This window comes from Pedobacter insulae, from assembly GCF_900113525.1.
GTDB classification, from domain to species: Bacteria; Bacteroidota; Bacteroidia; order Sphingobacteriales; family Sphingobacteriaceae; genus Pedobacter; species Pedobacter insulae.
This window is the reverse complement of the sequence record NZ_FOPP01000004.1, coordinates 359172-376762: the sequence shown is the minus strand read 5'-3', so window position 1 is coordinate 376762 and position 17591 is coordinate 359172. Positions and strand designations below refer to the sequence as shown.

The following is a 17591-nucleotide window of genomic DNA, read 5'->3' as shown; positions in this document are numbered from 1 at the left end:
ATTTTATAAGCGTATTTTTATAGAGGTGGAAATAAAATAAAGATGCTATGAATACATCTCTTCTAATCGGAATTTCAACAATGCTTTTTGGAATATACCTACGTTACTGGATCAATAGAAGAAGATTTTATAGAAGGGGGCCGAATGGATTAGAACATTTTTCTAATTATGAAAAATCAGTAGCTACCAGATCGGTTGAAGGATTTTGCAGCCTGCTAGCTTATGCGCTTATTTTGATTGGACTATTTTTAGTCATTAATAATTGGTGAACGATATTTTCTTTAAATTAGAATAGAATTTATCTAGGGAGAAATAAATACTGTTTAGAAATGAAAAAAATTAAAGCTCAAATCCTCTCGTTCCTCAAAGAAATTTATAGCGTTTGGTTTCCATGGCTCGACATCGCCATACTGGCGTTTATCTATTTCTTTTTATGGGGAGAGCACATTGATCCATACAGACATTATCAATTAATAAAGCATGGAGAAGTTGCAGTCGGAAAAATTTCTGGAGAGTCAGGTCTTTACGAGTATTCAGATCATCCAAGAATGCGTGACTTCGACTATACCTTTGCACTACCAGACGGAAAAATAATCAAGTCAAGTTCGCATACTTTTACGCTAGATAAAAAAGATTGGAAGAAACCAACTTACCCCGTGATTGCTGAAATTTCCTATCTTCCGTATCAACCAGAGATTAACTGGATAAAGTCAGACCTTTCCGATAACCTTGGAGATTTCTTTTATAGAAATTTAATATTTGGAACGTCATTTATTGCAATGACATACCTGATCGCAATGATTGTGTTCAGATTTAGTATACTCGATTATCGAGAAGAAAAGCGGATCAAAAAATTGGCTAAGCAGGGACGTATTATAATTGAATTGCCAAAAGAGCAATTGAATTGACGACTTCAGTCACATAAGCAAATATACTATTCATCTGTTCTATCCTTAAAAACCCACCCTTTTCAATCACAATTTGATTACCTACATCGGTAATAGCTTATAAAACAGCAACAATTTTTCTTCATCCATTTCGTTCGCTAAATATGTGAATAAATATGAATTATTTTAACAATAATGAATACAGTCAATATCGCAAACATCAATATCATCAAAAAAACAAAAAAAGGTGATTTTTTAATTCCTTCTTTTTGCTTGGCATGCTTACTCTGAGCAGCAAGTCTTGACTTTTTAACGGGAGATTTATAAACCAATATCTTTTTCTTCTCTTCCACTTTAAATACGATAAATCAAATTATTTCGGATTAAAATGACAGTTGATACGATAGACCAAACTTTTGCGATTGGTAATAAGGAACAACGATACTATTACTTTTCTTATTCTTAACATTAATAAATGAACTGAACTTTGGATATAACCAATAAGCAAGCTCTGTTGATAGAATACCAACTCCCGCACCTGCAACAACATCGGTAACCCAATGTTTATCGTTAAAAACTCTGTATACACTGGTGAAAATAGCAAACGGATATCCCGAAAAGCTCAATAAAAGATTATCGTCCCTATATTCCCTATACATAAAATGAGCAGTAGAAAATGCCGTAGTTGCGTGACCTGAAGGAAACGACTTTTTATTAGATCTGTCTGGCCTTTCTTCTGCAGTTATGGATTTTGCAGGTGTTACAATTGCAGCAGAAATCAATTGTGACGTAACATAGATAATAGTCCTGTCTTTAAAGTTATGCTTTCCCTTTACCCCTGCAAGGTTTAGCCCATAAACCATAACAGCCGGAAAATATTGGGTATAATTGTCTAGTGTTGTTTTTGATCGGTGATGGGAAACCTCAATCTTAGTTGCTACATCAAGTCTCTTCATACCCGGGATAGCAAAACTTATGGCGCCTATGCTGATAAGAGATGTGGGCAATATAAGTTTCCTGTAATTTAACTTGTAAACATTCGCGGTATTTAGAGTAGTATCCGGTCGTTTTTCAATCATCAGACTGTTTTGTGCAATGGATATTTTACTAACTATAATTAAAAAAAGTATGGAGATTATCTTCGAAATCATTTTTTAAGATTAATTGGTATTTCCAAAGGATTTTGAAGACAAACCCGCGTACTGATCCCTTTGATCATACTTTTACGGACGTAACACTTCAAAATCCTATTTTTTTCATAAATATTCTTAATGGCTAAAATTTTAAATCATAATTAAAATTTCATCTTCTGAATTCTTACCGCATTCAAAATCGCCAATAATGCCACACCTACATCTGCAAAAACGGCTTCCCACATTGTGGCTAAACCACCTGCGCCAAGCACCAATACAATTCCCTTTACCACAAATGCCAATGTGATGTTTTGCCAGACTATTTTTTTGGTTTGCTTCCCAATATTGATTGCCATTGGGATTTTGCTTGGTTTATCGTCCTGTATCACTACATCAGCAGTTTCTATGGTGGCGTCACTTCCCAAACCGCCCATTGCAATGCCTACATCGCTCAAAGCTACTACTGGTGCGTCATTCACTCCATCGCCAACAAACGCAACGGTTTGGTTTCCAGCTTTGAGTTCTTTTACTTTATTTACTTTGTCTTCTGGTAATAAATCGCCGTAAGCATTGTTTATTCCTAAAGATTTTGCTACAAATTGCACAACGGTGCTTTTATCCCCGCTCAACATTGTAGTTTTTACACCTAATGCTTTTAATTTATCAATGGTTAGCTGAGCATCTTCTTTAATGCTGTCTGCAATCGTAATATAACCTGCGAATTTTCCATCGTAGGCAATGGCGATTAAGGTATAAACAATCGTACTTGGATCTAAATCATATTTGATGTTGAACTTATCCATTAACTTAAAATTTCCAACCAATAATTCTTTAGCATTTACGATAGCTTTCAAACCGTGACCTGCAATTTCTTCGGTGTTTTCTAGTTTTATGGAATGATCGATTTCGCCTACATATTGATGGATAGCTGTGGCAACCGGATGCGTGCTTTGACTTTCTAAAGCGTTGACCATTTTCAGGATTTCGTCTTTATTAAATTCAGGTTTTAATACCACTTCCTGTAACTTGAAAACGCCTTCTGTCATGGTTCCGGTTTTGTCCATCACGACATTTTTAATATCGGCAATGACATCTAAAAAATTACTTCCTTTAAATAAAATTCCATTCTTGGAAGCGGCACCAATTCCACCAAAATACCCTAAAGGAATACTGATAACCAATGCGCACGGACAAGAAATTACCAGGAAAACCAATGCTCTGTACAACCATTGACTGAATACATAATCATCCACAAAAAGATAAGGGACCACGGTAATTAGCACTGCCAACAATACTACAATTGGTGTGTAGATTTTTGCAAATTTTCGTATGAATAATTCTGTTGGTGCTTTCTGTGCTGTGGCGTTTTGTACCAATTCCAAAATTTTAGAAAGCTTGCTATCAGTGTAAGCCGTGGTTACTTTTACTTGTGCAACGGTTGTTAGGTTTATCATTCCAGCCAATACGGTTTCGCCTTTGGTTTTGGTGTCAGGCTTGCTTTCTCCGGTTAATGCAGCGGTGTTGAAAGAAGCAGTTTCGGATAACAATTCGCCGTCCAATCCCAATTTTTCTCCGGGTTTTAATTGAATGATATTGCCGATGTTTACGGTTTCAGCTTTTACAGTCTTAGGTTGGTTATTTTCTAAAATCGTTACTTCATCGGGTCTTTGGTCGAGCAAAGTTTTAATGTTAGCTTTGGCTCTCGTAACCGCCAAAGTCTGGAATACTTCGCCAACCGCATAAAATAGCATCACGGCAACACCTTCAGGGTATTCGCCAATAGCAAAAGCACCGATGGTGGCAATGCTCATCAACAAAAATTCTGAAAAAACATCACTTTTTCTGATGCTTTCAAATGCTTCTTTAATCACAGGAAATCCGACAGGAATATAAGCTGCAACATACCATACAATTCTTACCCACCCTATGAACCAAGCCTGAGTAAACCAATTATCAAAAGCGATCGCAATCATCAACAAAACAAAACTGATAATGGCTGGCAAAAACATTTGAAAAGTGGTTTTATCTGTACTCCCATGGTCGTGTCCGTCATCATCTGACTGTTCGTGATTGTGACCATCATCGTCATGATGCTTTTCCAAAAGCTTTTTAGCATTGGCATCGGTATATATTTTTTCTTCTTGTGGCGTGCAGCAAAGCTGTTTGCCTTGTACATCGTACTTATGTTTGTGTTCCATTATAATAGTCTTTTAGTAGTTTTTTTTATATAAATTAAATATCGTTCTCCGTGTTGTTTTCACAAAAGTTATTGGGTCGATCGGTTTGCTTACAGGTGCGGTATGATGGCAGCGCACAAACCACCATCATATATAACACCAAATACATCGGAAAATGAATTTTTAACCAATCATAGTCACTAAATTTTAGTGTTCGTGCCCACCTGTATTGCTCAATTTTGCATTTACAAAAAACGCCCCCTTCACTACAATTTTTGCATTTTTGGGAACTTCTGTAACGAAAGTAACTGCCGTATATCCCATATTCGAGACGCCTTTAAGCACTTCTATCTTTTCAAAACTGACATTAGATTTTTCATCTTTATGTTCTTTCTTCTCGTTCAACTTTTTGGCATCTGTTTTATCTGCTTCTGTAATGTCACTTTTTTCTCCCTCTTTGTGATCGTGACCTTCCTCTCCTTCTTCGTGATTGTCTTCTGATTTTTTATCAGTTTGTACAAACACATAATATTTCCCATCAGCATTAACAATAGCATCATTAGGTACGGCAGGAGTTGTTACATTACTAAGGCTAACAATTCCCGTAATATTCATTCCATCAATTAAACCAGTTTTATTTCCATTTACGCGACAGTGTACAGCAATAGTTTTACTATCGTTCTCAAAAGATGAACCGATACTAAAAACTGTAGCATCATATTCAGTAGTGGGATTATTGGTTAAAGTAAAATGGATGGTTTGCCCAACTTTTACCTGTGGTAAATCTTTTTCAAAAACCTGGAGATCCAAATGCAAGGAACTGTTGTCTACAATTTCAACAACCGGTGAAGAAACATCAATGTAACTACCAATTTTGGCATAAACATTACTAATTGTACCATTAGATGGACTGATTACTGCCAATGATGATTTTAGATTACTGTTCGATAGTGTACCTGGATTAATACCCATTAATTGTATCTGCTGTTGTAATGAGGCTCTTCTGGTGCGCAAACTATTCAAGTCGGCAGTGGCGCTTTGCAGGTTTTTCTTTGCTCCTGCATTACCTTCATTCAGCTCTTTCTGCCTCGCCACCTCTTGTTCTGCGAATATTATTTTACTGGCTGCCGTCAAATATTCTTCCTGAAGTTGTATAAACTGTGGATTGGCAATGGTAGCAATCACTTGGTCTTTTTTAACATAATTACCAATTTGGACATTAAGCGTTTTTATCACTCCACCATACAAAGAGGTGGCGTTGGCTTTGTTGTTATTTGGAACACTTAAATTACCATTAGCCTTAATCGTTGCCGTTAGTTCTTTAAATTCTACACTGCCTAACGCTATCCCTACCGTTTTTATCTGTTCGCTCGTAAGTGTAGCAATAGTTGATGTTTCTTCTTCATGTGCTTCTTCCTTTTTAGGCTCCTCATTCGCCCCATGTTCATCTCGATCGGCTTCCTTTTGATTACTGCAAGCGGAAAAAGTAAATATTAGAACAGCTGCAACAGCTATAGTTGTGATTTTATTTATATTGAATTTCATTTTTACTTATTGATTGATGAATGAATAAATATTGATTACCGATTGGTTTACCTGTTGAATACTTTTGAGGTAATTCAGCTCTATATCAGTTGAAGTTTGCAATGCAAAAAGATATTCCACATAGCTGATATCTCCCGTTTTATAGCCCAATTGTGCCGCCGAGATAATTTCCTTTGCATTAGGCAATGCTTCCTGCTTAAAATAATTATACTGTTGCATATCCTGCTGATATTGCAGCTTGGCATTTTGCAACTGTGAAGCAAATGTCTTTTGCTGTTGCTGGGCAGTAGCTTCAGCGGCCTGCTTTTTATAATCCAAGGATTTTATCCTAGCTTTTGTTGCGCCATAGGTTAAAGGGATGGCAATGCCGATATTTACCGAACTAAACCTTTTCCCTCCATTGAAAAACTGCTCCGATCCGTTTACATTCTGAAAGCCAATTAGCGACTGGTTGACATAACCAAATGCAAAGTCGGGTAAGCCTTGCGACCGTTCTACCTTTTTGGTTTGTTCGGCAATAATAGCATCCTGATATAGGGATTGAATGGCAGGATGATTGGCTACCACCTCATTGTCCAGCAAGTTGGTGATTTGCAAAGGCTGAAACACCCCACTTTCTGCAATAGCAAAATCTTCATCTGTGTTCATCAGTGTTTTCAGATTGGCGAGGGCATTGGTCAAGAACACATCATTCTGTTTTAATAATAGATTGATCTCGCCTTTCTTGGCTGTTGCTGTGCTAATGTCCACTTTTTTGGTATCACCAGTTTTGTATCGAAGCTGGGCAATCTTCATAAAATCGTTGTATAAACTATCCAATTGTTGCAATTGCTTCTGATTGTATTGCAGGTACCTGATCTGATAATAATAAGTGCGCACCTGATTTTTCAAATCCAGCAAGGTGAGGTTTCTTTGCAGTTCTTTACCCTTAATTTCTGCGTTGATCAATTGTTTTTTTGCGCCGAACAAAGCTGGAAAAGGAACAGTTTGGGACGCCTGGAACGACTTATCGAATTTCACGCTGTTGTACTGTCCCAACTGCGCATTTAGATCCAGTTTGGGTAATTCTCCGGCTGTTCTTTTCAGTGCCTGACTTGCCTTAACCTCCAAATCTCCTGCCTGTAATTGCTTATTATTCTCAATTGCAAGCTGTATGGCATCATCAACGGATAAAGCTTTGCCTGTTTGTGCATTTGCCGTAAAGCCTAATGATGATAGAAATAACACAATTATGGTTGCGATAGGTTTCATTTTAGGTTTTCCTTTTAGATTAATTTTTGAATTAAAAATGATGTACAATAATGGAAGAACGAATAAGGTTAGGAATGTCGCGGTAATCAATCCACCGATAACTACCGTTGCCAAAGGCTTTTGTACTTCTGCACCAGCACTGCTGCTCAATGCCATCGGTAAAAAACCTAAACTGGCTACGGTTGCCGTCATCAATACTGGTCGCAAACGGATCTTGGTTCCTTCGATTACTCGTTTGAAAACATCTTTTATCCCTTCTTTTTCGAGTTGGTTGAAAGTACCTATCAGCACAATTCCATTAAGAACCGCCACACCAAACAAGGCAATAAAACCAATACCTGCACTGATACTGAAAGGCATACCACGAAGCAGTAAAGCCAATATACCACCAATTGCACTCATTGGTATAGCTGTAAATATCAATCCAGCTTGTTTAAAGGATCGGAAGGTAAAATACAGCAGTACAAAAATCAGCAACAACGAAACCGGAACGGCTATCATCAACCTGTTACTGGCCTCCTTTAAATTCTCGAACTGACCGCCATAAGTAAAATAATAGCCAGCCGGTAATTTTATCTGTGCATTCAGTTTTTGCTGTATTTCTTCTACCACGCTCTGTACATCCCTGCCTGCAACGTTAAATCCGATTACAATTCTTCGCTTTCCAGCTTCACGGCTGATCTGTGCCGGCCCAAGTCTATAGTCGATAGTGGCTACCTGTGATAATGGAATTTGATTGCCGGCCGAAGTCGGTATCATCAGATTGTTTACATCCTCGATACTGCTCCGGTGGGTACTATCCAGACGAACCACCAGATCAAACCTTCTTTCGTTTTCAAAAACCACACCTGCACTCTTACCAGCAAAAGCTGTACTCAGCACATTGTTTACGTCTTCTACCGTTATCCCGTAATTAGCCAAACGGGTGCGGTCATATTCTACGTTTATCTGTGGTAAGCCGCTTACACGCTCTACTTGAGGACCTGTAGCACCTTGTACCGTCTGTATTACTTTGTTAACCTTTTCGGCATTCAAAGCAAGTGTATCCAGATTTTCCCCAAAGATCTTTACCGCAACATCTTGCCTGATGCCCGTCATCAATTCATTGAAACGCATTTGTATCGGCTGGTTTTTCTCAAAGAAAACCCCTGGTATTGCTTCCAGCTTTTCGCTGATTGCATCCGCTAGTTCATTATAGGTTCTTCCGCTTTTCCACTCGCTCTGTGGTTTAAGTAAAATCATCATATCGGTAGCTTCTGGTGGCATTGGGTCGGTTGGCACTTCTGCTGCTCCGGTTTTGCCTACTACCATTTTCACTTCATCAAATTCTTTAATAATTCTTGAAGCCTGCATCGAGGTTTCGATACTCTGGCTCAATGAACTTCCCTGTGGAAGGATACAATGAAAAGCAAAATCCCCTTCCTGCAACTGTGGAATAAATTCGCCTCCCATTCGGCTAAACAAGAAAATACTAAATGCAAAAATCGCTACGGTAATTCCGACAAGCCAATATTTTACCTTAATGGCTTTTTCTAGCATTGGCTGATACATTTTTTGCAGCCAGTTCATCATTCTGTCCGAAATGGTTTCTTTGTGCGATGTATTTTTAGAGAGGAACAAGGCACACATCATTGGGATATAGGTAAGGGATAAAATCAATGCTCCAAAAATGGCAAAACCTACAGTTTGCGCCATAGGACGGAACATTTTACCCTCTACACCTACCAAAGTCAAAATAGGAATATAAACGATCAGGATGATGATTTCTCCAAAAGCTGCACTGCTACGGATTTTGGATGCCGAGGCAAATACTTCATTGTCCATTTCCTGTTGTGTGAGCCTTTGGGTGGATTTTCTAAGTCCCAAATGATGCAAAGTGGCCTCAACGATAATTACCGCACCATCTACAATTAAGCCAAAATCTATCGCTCCCAAACTCATTAAGTTGGCACTCACACCGAACACGTTCATTAAGGCTAGAGCAAATAGCATGGCAAGTGGGATAGCAGAAGCAACAATTAATCCAGCACGGAAATTACCTAAGAAAACCACCAATACGAAAATGACAATCAATGCACCTTCTATCAGATTTTTTTCGACGGTACTCATCGCCCTGCCCACCAAATCTGTACGGTCCAAATAGGGTTCGATCACAATATCATTTGGCAAAGATTTTTGAATGACAGGTAGTTTTTCTTTAATCCGTTTTACAACCTCGTTACTGTTTTCGCCTTTTAGCATCATCACTACGCCACCTACGGCATCAACTTCGCCATTGTAAGTCATAGCTCCATATCTTACCGCACTTCCAAATCTTACATCTGCTATGTCTTTGATGAAGATAGGAATACGGCTGGCATCATTTTTTACACTGATATTTTTTACATCATCTAAAGACGTTACCAAACCAATACCACGGATGAAATAGGCATTTGGCTTTTTGTCAATGTAAGCACCGCCTGTATTCTGGTTGTTTTTTTCCAATGCGGTAAACACATCAGTAATGCTTACCCCCATTGCTTTTAAGCGATCAGGGCTTACCGCAACTTCGTACTGTTTTAGTTCGCCACCAAAACTATTTACTTCTGCAATCCCAGGTGTCCCATACAGCTGCCTAGCTACTATCCAGTCCTGCATCGTACGCAGATCTTTGGCATTGTATTTTTTTTCGCTTCCTTTTTTCGGATGGATGATATATTGGTACACTTCGCCAAGACCCGTACTTACTGGTGCAAGTTCTGGTGTACCTATTCCTTTCGGGATTTTTTCTACTGCATCTTTTAGTTTTTCGTTGATTAGCTGCCTGGCAAAATAGATATCTACCTTATCTTTAAATACAACCGTAATTACCGATAGACCAAATCTTGAAATACTTCTGGTTTCTTCCAGATCTGGAATGTTGGCAATGCTCTGCTCAATAGGGAATGTTACCAACTGTTCTACTTCCTGCCCCGCTAATGTTGGGCAAACCGTAATAATCTGTACCTGATTGTTGGTAATATCGGGTACGGCATCAATGGGCAGTTTTGTGGCACTCCACACTCCCCAGATGATCAGTAATAAGGTCATTATACCAACAACAAGCTTGTTCTTAATACTGAATTTTATAATGTTATCTAACACGTATATCTGTTTAAATTTTGAAAAATAAATTCCTGGCTCTTCTTGCAAGAGGCCAACAGATAATCTAATAACTATCGAATGAAATGTATAATGCCTATAAATAAATGTCCGAATAAAGCATATCCCTTAAACGTTGACAGCACCTTTAAGACAAATAAATGGCATGTAGTTCAATGAGGTTTGTAGCAAACCATCAATAGCATTAAGAAAATCTGAAAAGATTAAATAGTTAGCTTTGGCGGTTGCCAAATATTCCCATAATAGTTGGAAACAAGCGAATAGTCGCGAATGATAATTTTTTTGCCTACGAAATTAAACTTAGGTGATTTTATTTCAAAAGACTTGAAAACTAATGAATTTAAACTAATGCTACAACAGCTGCAATAACAGAATGGACTACAGCTATCATCAGTGTCTGCATTATGGTCATGAGATTGAACAATTTCAATTTTTGCAATAGATTTATCACACTTGTTTCTCCCATCACTACAGCTTAGCGAAGAAAGCGCCATTAGGTAAAACGTCCATATTGTGATTATCAATCTCATTACTATGCAAATATATATAATTAATAATGCAATTGGATTGCAAAGTTTAGGATTATGTTAGTGGCACCTGTCACATCTTCCCTTAAGAACCAAATTGACACCTTCTAATGTGAAATTTTGGGGAATATTGATACTTGGTGTTTCTGCATCTATAAGGCAAAAAGTTCTCTTGCATTGTGAGCAATGGAAATGCGTATGCTGATCTGATGGATTACAACTGCAATTGGATTGGCAAAGTGCATATTTTACAATACCTGTTCCATCATCGATGGTATGGATAAGTTTGTGTTCTAAAAACGTCTTCAGCGTCCTGAAGAGCGTTATACTGTCCGCACGATCAAAAAGTTCTGCCAATTCTTTATGGCTGATGGCATACTGTTGAGCTAGTAATTTCTCCGCCACCAACAAACGCATTGCAGTAGGCTTTATGTTCCTCTGCCGTAAAATATTTTCTTCGGTTTCCATATGCGCTAATTTATGCATTATTAACTTCGCTTTATCTCAAAACGCTATGACCCTACTTTGAATTTGCAGATAATTATCTAGCACCTATGGTAAATAATAACTATCGTGATTACATTGAAATAGATGGCCCATCACTTGAAAAGCGATCATCTTCAACTTTAACATCTTTCTCTTGAGTTTTTTTGGCACTTCCATCCTTTGGCTTTCTATCATCAATTTTTTTGAGCTCTAACTCAAAAATTAATTCAATATCAGCCTTTATCTTTAGATAATTTTCCTGAATATCTGTTTCACTTGTTTTCTTAATTATTGGTATAGCTTGGTAAGCTTCCTCTTCATTGGCAATTGCTTTATGATCATTCTGAATTTCACTGTGAAAAACCTTAAGCTTTATCTTTTGATCTGGATTATCGGCAACAATGCCCACAAACTCGCCCGAAGAAAGAGATGAAATTTTTGAAGCTGGTATCGCATAATCTAGTTGTGTTGATTTGGATATGGAAGTATCAGAGCTATTGATGCTTAGACTAGTTCTATCCTGCATAATTTTCCCAAAAGTTTCCGATAGTTTTTTAGCGGTACTTCCGGTTACCTGCCCACTGATGATATTGCCAACAATGCCGCTGATGACATCAGCCTGCTCTGCACCATAATCCTTTTTAAGCTGACTAAAATCCTGAACTGCAAGCGTGGTCGAAACCTTATTGCTTCTTGCGGTAGCAATAAGACTATCCATATTGTTAAAATAAATCGTTGGAAACTCATCAAACACCAGACTACTCTTTAGTTGCCCCTTTCGGTTAACTAGTTTGATCATTCTGGAAATGTAGAGCGACAGCACAGCTCCGTAAGTTTGTATCTTCTGTGGATTGTTGCCCACACAAATCACTTTAGGCTCCAGTGGATTATTCACATCAAGGGTAAAATCATTACCGCTAAGTACATAGTATAATTGTGGCGACGATAATCTTGCAAGGCCAATCTTAGCACTGGCAATCTGCCCCTCCAACTGTTCCCTTGCCTTATTCTGAAATGCCGAAACAAATGGATTAATCAAAACCTTAATCTCTTCTTCTTCTTTCAGAATGGCAAACAACGGATCATAATCTGCCTGCATCAGCTCGATTACATGTGGCAGAGTACAATACTTACCATTTTCATATTTACGCAGGTACCAGATGATACCAGTCAAAAAGTTAATCGGACTTTCTACAAAGAAATCCCCCTGTTTCTTGATCCAGTCCCTGTTAAGCCCTAGCATAATCGTTCTGCTTGCTTCTGTAGCATCGGTTATGTCCTCCATACTATTGGGATCAAGTGGATTACATCGATGTGTTCGGTTCAGGTCGTCAAAATTGATGATATAAAATGAGGGCTGTACTTTAAAATTTTTACGATACTTCAATAACTTATTATAGGCAATCTTGGTCAGATCATCGTACTTAAAGTCGTAAATAAACATCGAAAATCCCTTCCTAAGATGCTGATCTATGATATGCCTGATGACAAAATATGATTTTCCGGCACCAGGAGTACCAGCCACTAACATACCACGGAATGGATTGATAAAATTGATCCAGCTGTCCCTTGTCTTGTTCTTCAATCTGTATTTGGCCGGAAGGTTAATGGAATACTCGTTTTCTAGCAACCGCTCTTCTTGCGGAAAGGTTTCGTTTTCATCATTAAAGATGTCCTTACTCAAATTTTCATGTATCAACCTTGATAGCATAGCCCCACCAGACAAAATGAGCAGGAAGCCAATTACGGTTACGGTTATGTAAAGGATTGCAGTTGTATCTGGAGCCAGATGTAAATAGTAGGTAAGCCCGCTGGCAAAATATAAGACCAATCCCGATAACAAATATTTACTAATTGACCTAAGCTGTATATCTTCATCCTTTTTACCCCTTAAGCCAATTAACGATATAACCAAAAAGAGCAATGAAGCCAATTTTGCATTCATCATGTGATTAAAGACTGCCGTCTTTGAGATATTGAAAATTATTCGATCAGTAATCTCCGCTGTCAAGCCCCATCGATTGAAAACCTCATAACAAAAGCTGTAAAAATGGATGACCAAAATTACAACACTAATGAAACGGGTAAAATCTACAATCTTTCTGAGCCCTTGTGCATCCTCTCCTGTATTCATGGTAGTTCCTTTAAGTTATGTTAAATCTGCATTTTCCCTAACGAGAAAAACCCCTGTACTTTTTCCTTTTCTTCTTCCTTTGCCCTACGGTTGCCAACTGTTCAGTATTACTGCTTTCCATCAGGTCTTTTAGATAATTGGTTGGGGTAATGGGTTCGAGATAAGATTTTGTTTGCTCGCTAGTTTTAAGGTACGTTTTCGGCCTATCCATATTACCGCAACGATCAAGAAAAGCCTTGGCACCATATTCCCTGCCCAAGTCACTGCCTTTAAAAACTGATTTGCTCCTGTGATCAATAAATGTTGAGCCATAAACCAGCCCCTGATCGTTCTGTCTGAATATTAAAGCTATTCCTTGATTTTTAAGCTCAGCAAGCAGAGTTGGTTTTGTTATGCTGTTATATTTTGAAAACACCCGTTCAATACGTTTCACAAGCCCTTCTTTGTATGGCTTTCGCTTTTCAGCATTCCTCTCAAACCTCTTTTCTATGTTATTTAGTGTTGGTCTAGTTGCCAACTCACTCGCCTTAAAAGGAATACCAACCCTATTGCCATCTTTATCAATGATAGAATAAACCAGCCCATGTTTTTGAAACATCACTGTATCTTCCCTTCCACGGTCTGCAATAACATTAAACTGTTTCAGAACAGCGTTGTATTCAACAAAAGAGGTAAACTTATAACTTCTCATAACCTCAGCTACGATACCATAGATTGCCTTTTTGGTTGGCACCTTTCCATAGTACGCTGTTTCAATTAATGCAGGCGCTATTGAAATTGCTTCACTCCTATTTCTTCCTTCAGCTTTGATAAGATTATGCTCAATTTCCAGTTCTTTTCTGGCGGTTTCGGACAACGTTCTGCCAAGCCCATGAATATCTATCCGTTTGCCATCTGCTTTTATATTGGTTGTTACGATATGGATATGCGGATGGCTAACATCTTTATGCTGATAAACCAAAAACGGTTGTTCGCCCATACCTATACGATCCATGTAGGAGGATGCGATTTGCTGAAACATAAGCGTATCCAACTTGTCGCTCCTATCAAAATTTAGCATGATGTGCAGGGCATTAGTCTTGACTTTTATATTTAGTTTGGTTAGGTGCTCAAAGCGGACTAGTTTGTTGTTAAAGTCCAGCCGTTCAATTTCGGTTCCGAAACGATTTGCCAAGATCAAGCTGGCTTCACCGCTATTAACCTTAGCCTCGTTATAATTGAGCAACCCCCTAATGCTTTTGCCGCTGATTATCCTTGCAACCATTTTTCAGTGAGTTTTGTAATGAGCAATAGAAGTGTATCCACCTTTTCATCGACCTTTTTATATAGGTCTGCCACTTTCATAACATAATAAGCTCTGTTGTTTTCAGAGGTTTTTTCCTGATTAAATGTTCTGGTAATTTGGTTGATGTTGATGCCAATTGCTTTCAATTCCTTTCTGATACTCACCAATTCTTCCATGGGCGCATTCATACTTACATCTGTGTAGAAACAGTTGATTTTCTTGCCAGAAAGTATCCTGCGTACAATTTCAGCGACCGTTTGGCAATTGCTTTCTATGCGAAGTTTTTCAAGCTTATTGAACTGTGCAGCATCCACCCTAACAATCAAATTATGGCTGAGTATTTCATCTTCGTTTTTAAGCTTTTTTCTTGGCATGCCTATCACTTTAAGAAAGTTCCAAGATTTGCGAGTTCCGAGCAAATCCCCCGACCTCAAGGGCGGCAAGATTTTTCGCGCATGCGAAAATACATCTTGCCAAACACAATGGTGTTTACACGTAACCGAAATCACATTGGTTTTGGAACTTAAAACTGTAAAATATTATGGTTCGTTTTTTAGTTGATTTCCGTGAATAACGTTGTTACTTTTTGGAAACTAACTGGTTCTAGATTCAGGGTTTGGGAATTATTTTCTTTCCCTCCACGAGTGCAATCACATCGTCGTACTTGTAGAACATCAACCCACCAACTTTGTTAAATTTGAGTTTGCCAGTATCTCGAAGACCTTGCAACGTACCAGGCGATATGCTCAACAACTTACGAACTTCATAGCTTTTCAACCACTCTTTTTGTTCACTGATTTTATGTAGCCTTTGTCCAGGTCGCCTTAGTTCAGAAAAGAGTTCTTGCTTAAACTGATCAAGATCTTCTTTGGTTATAAATTCAATGGTTGCCATAATTTGAATATTAAATGATATGGCAAAATTGGAAAGGATATAATGGAGTTTTTGGGTACTGGTTAGGTAGTAACCAAATATAAATTTTAGGATACCATTCTAAAAATTCATGACATGTATAATAGCTTGTATTTGGCTTGATGTTAGGAAAAATTGAATCGAAATCTATTTGAGTTGCATAGACCATCCTTATAAAGGAAATTAAAATAATCCAATTTTTAATATTTTATATCTCTCGGCGACAGCTGGAACTAGAACATTTCAGTTAAAAACTCTAATATTTATTTTGTTGGCTTCTTAGATGTTTAAAACTGACATTCTATAGAAAGATTTAGTCGTTTATTTACCTAAAATACTAATTGTGGAGAATATCGGAGTGGATATTTCATCAATTGCGAGCTCTAAACGCTGTTTTTGATGCTCTAAAAGGGGTTTTTTATCCGTCATTTTGAGTGATTTGGCTGAGTTTTGGCTGAGTTTTTAATTAAAATTTAAAAATAAAGATAAACAAAAAACATCATTTAAACCACTTTAAAGACATATTTTAAATCTATTTTGTGTCGATCACATTATTGTCAACAAATAAAATTTTCGTTAAATCATCAATTTCATGTTAAAATTAGCCGTTTTTTAGTCTTTTTTTCGGAAAATTTTAATGGCAATTTTTCGGAAGAATTTCTATAATTTGGCTGAGTTTTGGCTGAGTTTTATACATTAAATACCTGCTTGGATAAACCAATTTGATTAACCCCGTTCCGCCAATTTCGGAATACCGCAAAGCAAACTGGTTGTCAGACAATAATCAATAACTTATTTTTGGTAAAGAGGGGTCAATAGGTTATGGTTTTTCCACTATCTGTTGTTTCCGTTCGTCTTTCATATCGCGACAATTTCAAAGTATTGCGATAAAAACAAAGAGGATTTGTCGCAATATATTGTATTGCGACAAATCTTCACCATTTTTGGTGACAAATTGATTTCTGCATCTTTAGACCCATCATTAATCCGTTCAATATTTCTTTCCCTAGATGAGAATTGCGCAATGATCACAACAGACAATCTATTGATTGGCATCTAGAAGATATCCTATCCCTGAATTGCATAATTTGTATTTAAGTAATTGCTTAAATGCTTATATTTGTTCATTATTTTAATGATGAACAGTTGTAAAAGAATTTTCGCGGATCAAGGTCAGATTAATAATTGCAAAGAAGCCTTGAATGAAAGTAGTGGTCCATTCTCATACCTATCAGGACTATTGGCTCTCACCGGGAACGAGGTTAGACTAAAGATACTTTTCCTATTAAACAGAGAAGGCGAACTTTGCCCATGTGACCTGAGCGACATATTGGGTATGACAATCCCTGCCATATCACAGCACCTTCGTAAGCTGAAGGATGGTGGCATGATCCATTCGGTAAAATCAGGCCAGACCGTATTCTATTCCATTGAGGCTTCCCAACTCGGCCTGCTTCGCCCATTCTTCAATCAACTGCAAAAACATTTAACTACGGTACATCCATGAGTATAGGAACAACAAAAAGCTGGATAGCAGGCCTGTTTGCGGCCTTTACGGCATCACTTTGCTGCATTGCCCCTTTATTTGCCGTCATCGGAGGTGCAGGGAGCGCATCAACCTACTTCAGTTGGATCGAGCCTTATCGCCCGTATATTATCGGGCTGACCATTCTGGTGTTCGCACTGGCCTGGTTCAACCTGCTGAAACGAAAAGACATACAAAAAGATAATTGTGGATGTGAGGTGCAGAAAAAAAGTTTTATGGGGTCAAAAAAGTTTCTCATGATTGTAACGGTAATCTCTGCCCTGCTGATCACTTTTCCCTATTATTCAAATTTGCTTTATGCCAGCCCAAAGACAGCGACTACAACCGGAACAATAAGTAAAAAACTTGCCAATGTAAAGTTCTCCATAGAGGGAATGAGCTGCGAAGGCTGTACCAGCCACATTGACGGGGGATTGAAAGGCATTAGCGGTATTGCCAGCTCCACGACCTCATTTGAAAAAAGAATGGCGCTGGTCAGTTACAACCCAGACAGTATAACCACTGACAGTATTAGCAAAAAAATAAGAAAAATCGGTTATAGAAACACTATTATAAACAAAGACTAGA

14 protein-coding genes are annotated in these 17591 nt (G+C 38.0%); 4 read left to right on the top strand and 10 right to left on the bottom strand.

Features of this window, described 5'->3' with window-relative positions:
- The first annotated feature begins 47 nt into the window (after positions 1 to 47).
- Both BM207_RS08990 and BM207_RS08985 read left to right on the top strand, forming a co-directional pair.
- Positions 48 to 269 (top strand): hypothetical protein, encoded by a 222-nt coding sequence (locus BM207_RS08990; RefSeq protein ID WP_090993235.1) that lies wholly within the window; start codon positions 48 to 50, stop codon positions 267 to 269.
- A gap of 60 nt (positions 270 to 329) precedes the next feature.
- Positions 330 to 908: a hypothetical protein gene (locus BM207_RS08985; protein WP_090993234.1), complete on the top strand. Its 579-nt coding sequence runs from the start codon at positions 330 to 332 to the stop codon at positions 906 to 908.
- Between the two features lie 362 nt (positions 909 to 1270).
- Here the strand turns inward: BM207_RS08985 and BM207_RS08975 are convergent, their stop codons facing one another.
- From BM207_RS08975 to BM207_RS08935, 10 genes are all read right to left on the bottom strand, one after another.
- Positions 1271 to 1843, bottom strand: a complete 573-nt coding sequence (locus tag BM207_RS08975) for a phosphatase PAP2 family protein (RefSeq protein ID WP_245768061.1) — start codon at positions 1841 to 1843, stop codon at positions 1271 to 1273.
- A 338-nt stretch (positions 1844 to 2181) separates the two neighbouring features.
- Positions 2182 to 4218 carry a heavy metal translocating P-type ATPase gene (locus BM207_RS08970; RefSeq protein WP_090993231.1) on the bottom strand — a complete coding sequence of 679 codons (2037 nt, stop codon included), beginning with the start codon at positions 4216 to 4218 and terminating at the stop codon, positions 2182 to 2184.
- 186 nt (positions 4219 to 4404) lie between these two features.
- Complete coding sequence (locus tag BM207_RS08965; RefSeq protein WP_090993230.1) at positions 4405 to 5742, bottom strand: efflux RND transporter periplasmic adaptor subunit; 1338 nt, start codon at positions 5740 to 5742, stop codon at positions 4405 to 4407.
- A 6-nt stretch (positions 5743 to 5748) separates the two neighbouring features.
- Positions 5749 to 10116 carry a CusA/CzcA family heavy metal efflux RND transporter gene (locus tag BM207_RS08960; RefSeq protein ID WP_090993344.1) on the bottom strand — a complete coding sequence of 1456 codons (4368 nt, stop codon included), beginning with the start codon at positions 10114 to 10116 and terminating at the stop codon, positions 5749 to 5751.
- Positions 10117 to 10337: 221 nt separating this feature from the next.
- Positions 10338 to 10664: a DUF6660 family protein gene (locus BM207_RS19455; protein ID WP_394332969.1), complete on the bottom strand. Its 327-nt coding sequence runs from the start codon at positions 10662 to 10664 to the stop codon at positions 10338 to 10340.
- 57 nt (positions 10665 to 10721) lie between these two features.
- Complete coding sequence (locus BM207_RS08955) at positions 10722 to 11147, bottom strand: Fur family transcriptional regulator (RefSeq protein ID WP_218155036.1); 426 nt, start codon at positions 11145 to 11147, stop codon at positions 10722 to 10724.
- Positions 11148 to 11238: 91 nt separating this feature from the next.
- Positions 11239 to 13281: a conjugal transfer protein MobC gene (mobC, locus tag BM207_RS08950; RefSeq protein WP_090993229.1), complete on the bottom strand. Its 2043-nt coding sequence runs from the start codon at positions 13279 to 13281 to the stop codon at positions 11239 to 11241.
- A gap of 37 nt (positions 13282 to 13318) precedes the next feature.
- On the bottom strand, positions 13319 to 14545 hold the full coding sequence (locus BM207_RS08945) for a relaxase/mobilization nuclease domain-containing protein (RefSeq protein ID WP_090993228.1): 1227 nt from the start codon (positions 14543 to 14545) through the stop codon (positions 13319 to 13321).
- The gene (locus BM207_RS08940; protein ID WP_090993342.1) at positions 14530 to 14940 is read right to left on the bottom strand and encodes a plasmid mobilization protein; all 411 of its coding nucleotides are present in this window, start codon (positions 14938 to 14940) and stop codon (positions 14530 to 14532) included. Before BM207_RS08940 ends, BM207_RS08945 begins: the two co-directional genes overlap by 16 nt.
- A gap of 235 nt (positions 14941 to 15175) precedes the next feature.
- Positions 15176 to 15460 (bottom strand): helix-turn-helix domain-containing protein, encoded by a 285-nt coding sequence (locus BM207_RS08935; protein ID WP_090993227.1) that lies wholly within the window; start codon positions 15458 to 15460, stop codon positions 15176 to 15178.
- Positions 15461 to 16613: 1153 nt separating this feature from the next.
- Between BM207_RS08935 and BM207_RS08930 the strand changes: the two genes are divergently transcribed.
- Positions 16614 to 16985, top strand: coding sequence for an ArsR/SmtB family transcription factor (locus tag BM207_RS08930; RefSeq protein ID WP_090993226.1), 372 nt, complete (start codon positions 16614 to 16616; stop codon positions 16983 to 16985).
- Positions 16982 to 17590 (top strand): mercuric transport protein MerTP, encoded by a 609-nt coding sequence (gene merTP, locus BM207_RS08925; protein ID WP_090993225.1) that lies wholly within the window; start codon positions 16982 to 16984, stop codon positions 17588 to 17590. The genes BM207_RS08930 and merTP overlap by 4 nt, the downstream gene beginning before the upstream one ends.
- Position 17591: the final 1 nt, after the last annotated feature.

Bases quoted from the DNA above. Each gene is read 5' to 3' on its own strand.
- merTP (WP_090993225.1), top strand. From the start codon at position 16,982: ATGAGTATAGGAACAACAAAAAGCTGGATAGCAGGCCTGTTTGCGGCC.
- BM207_RS08965 (WP_090993230.1), bottom strand. From the start codon at position 5,742: ATGAAATTCAATATAAATAAAATCACAACTATAGCTGTTGCAGCTGTT.
- BM207_RS08935 (WP_090993227.1), bottom strand. From the start codon at position 15,460: ATGGCAACCATTGAATTTATAACCAAAGAAGATCTTGATCAGTTTAAG.
- BM207_RS19455 (WP_394332969.1), bottom strand. From the start codon at position 10,664: ATGAGATTGATAATCACAATATGGACGTTTTACCTAATGGCGCTTTCT.
- BM207_RS08970 (WP_090993231.1), bottom strand. From the start codon at position 4,218: ATGGAACACAAACATAAGTACGATGTACAAGGCAAACAGCTTTGCTGC.
- BM207_RS08975 (WP_245768061.1), bottom strand. From the start codon at position 1,843: ATGAAGAGACTTGATGTAGCAACTAAGATTGAGGTTTCCCATCACCGA.
- BM207_RS08945 (WP_090993228.1), bottom strand. From the start codon at position 14,545: ATGGTTGCAAGGATAATCAGCGGCAAAAGCATTAGGGGGTTGCTCAAT.
- BM207_RS08985 (WP_090993234.1), top strand. From the start codon at position 330: ATGAAAAAAATTAAAGCTCAAATCCTCTCGTTCCTCAAAGAAATTTAT.
- mobC (WP_090993229.1), bottom strand. From the start codon at position 13,281: ATGAATACAGGAGAGGATGCACAAGGGCTCAGAAAGATTGTAGATTTT.
- BM207_RS08955 (WP_218155036.1), bottom strand. From the start codon at position 11,147: ATGCATAAATTAGCGCATATGGAAACCGAAGAAAATATTTTACGGCAG.
- BM207_RS08990 (WP_090993235.1), top strand. From the start codon at position 48: ATGAATACATCTCTTCTAATCGGAATTTCAACAATGCTTTTTGGAATA.
- BM207_RS08940 (WP_090993342.1), bottom strand. From the start codon at position 14,940: ATGCCAAGAAAAAAGCTTAAAAACGAAGATGAAATACTCAGCCATAAT.
- BM207_RS08930 (WP_090993226.1), top strand. From the start codon at position 16,614: ATGATGAACAGTTGTAAAAGAATTTTCGCGGATCAAGGTCAGATTAAT.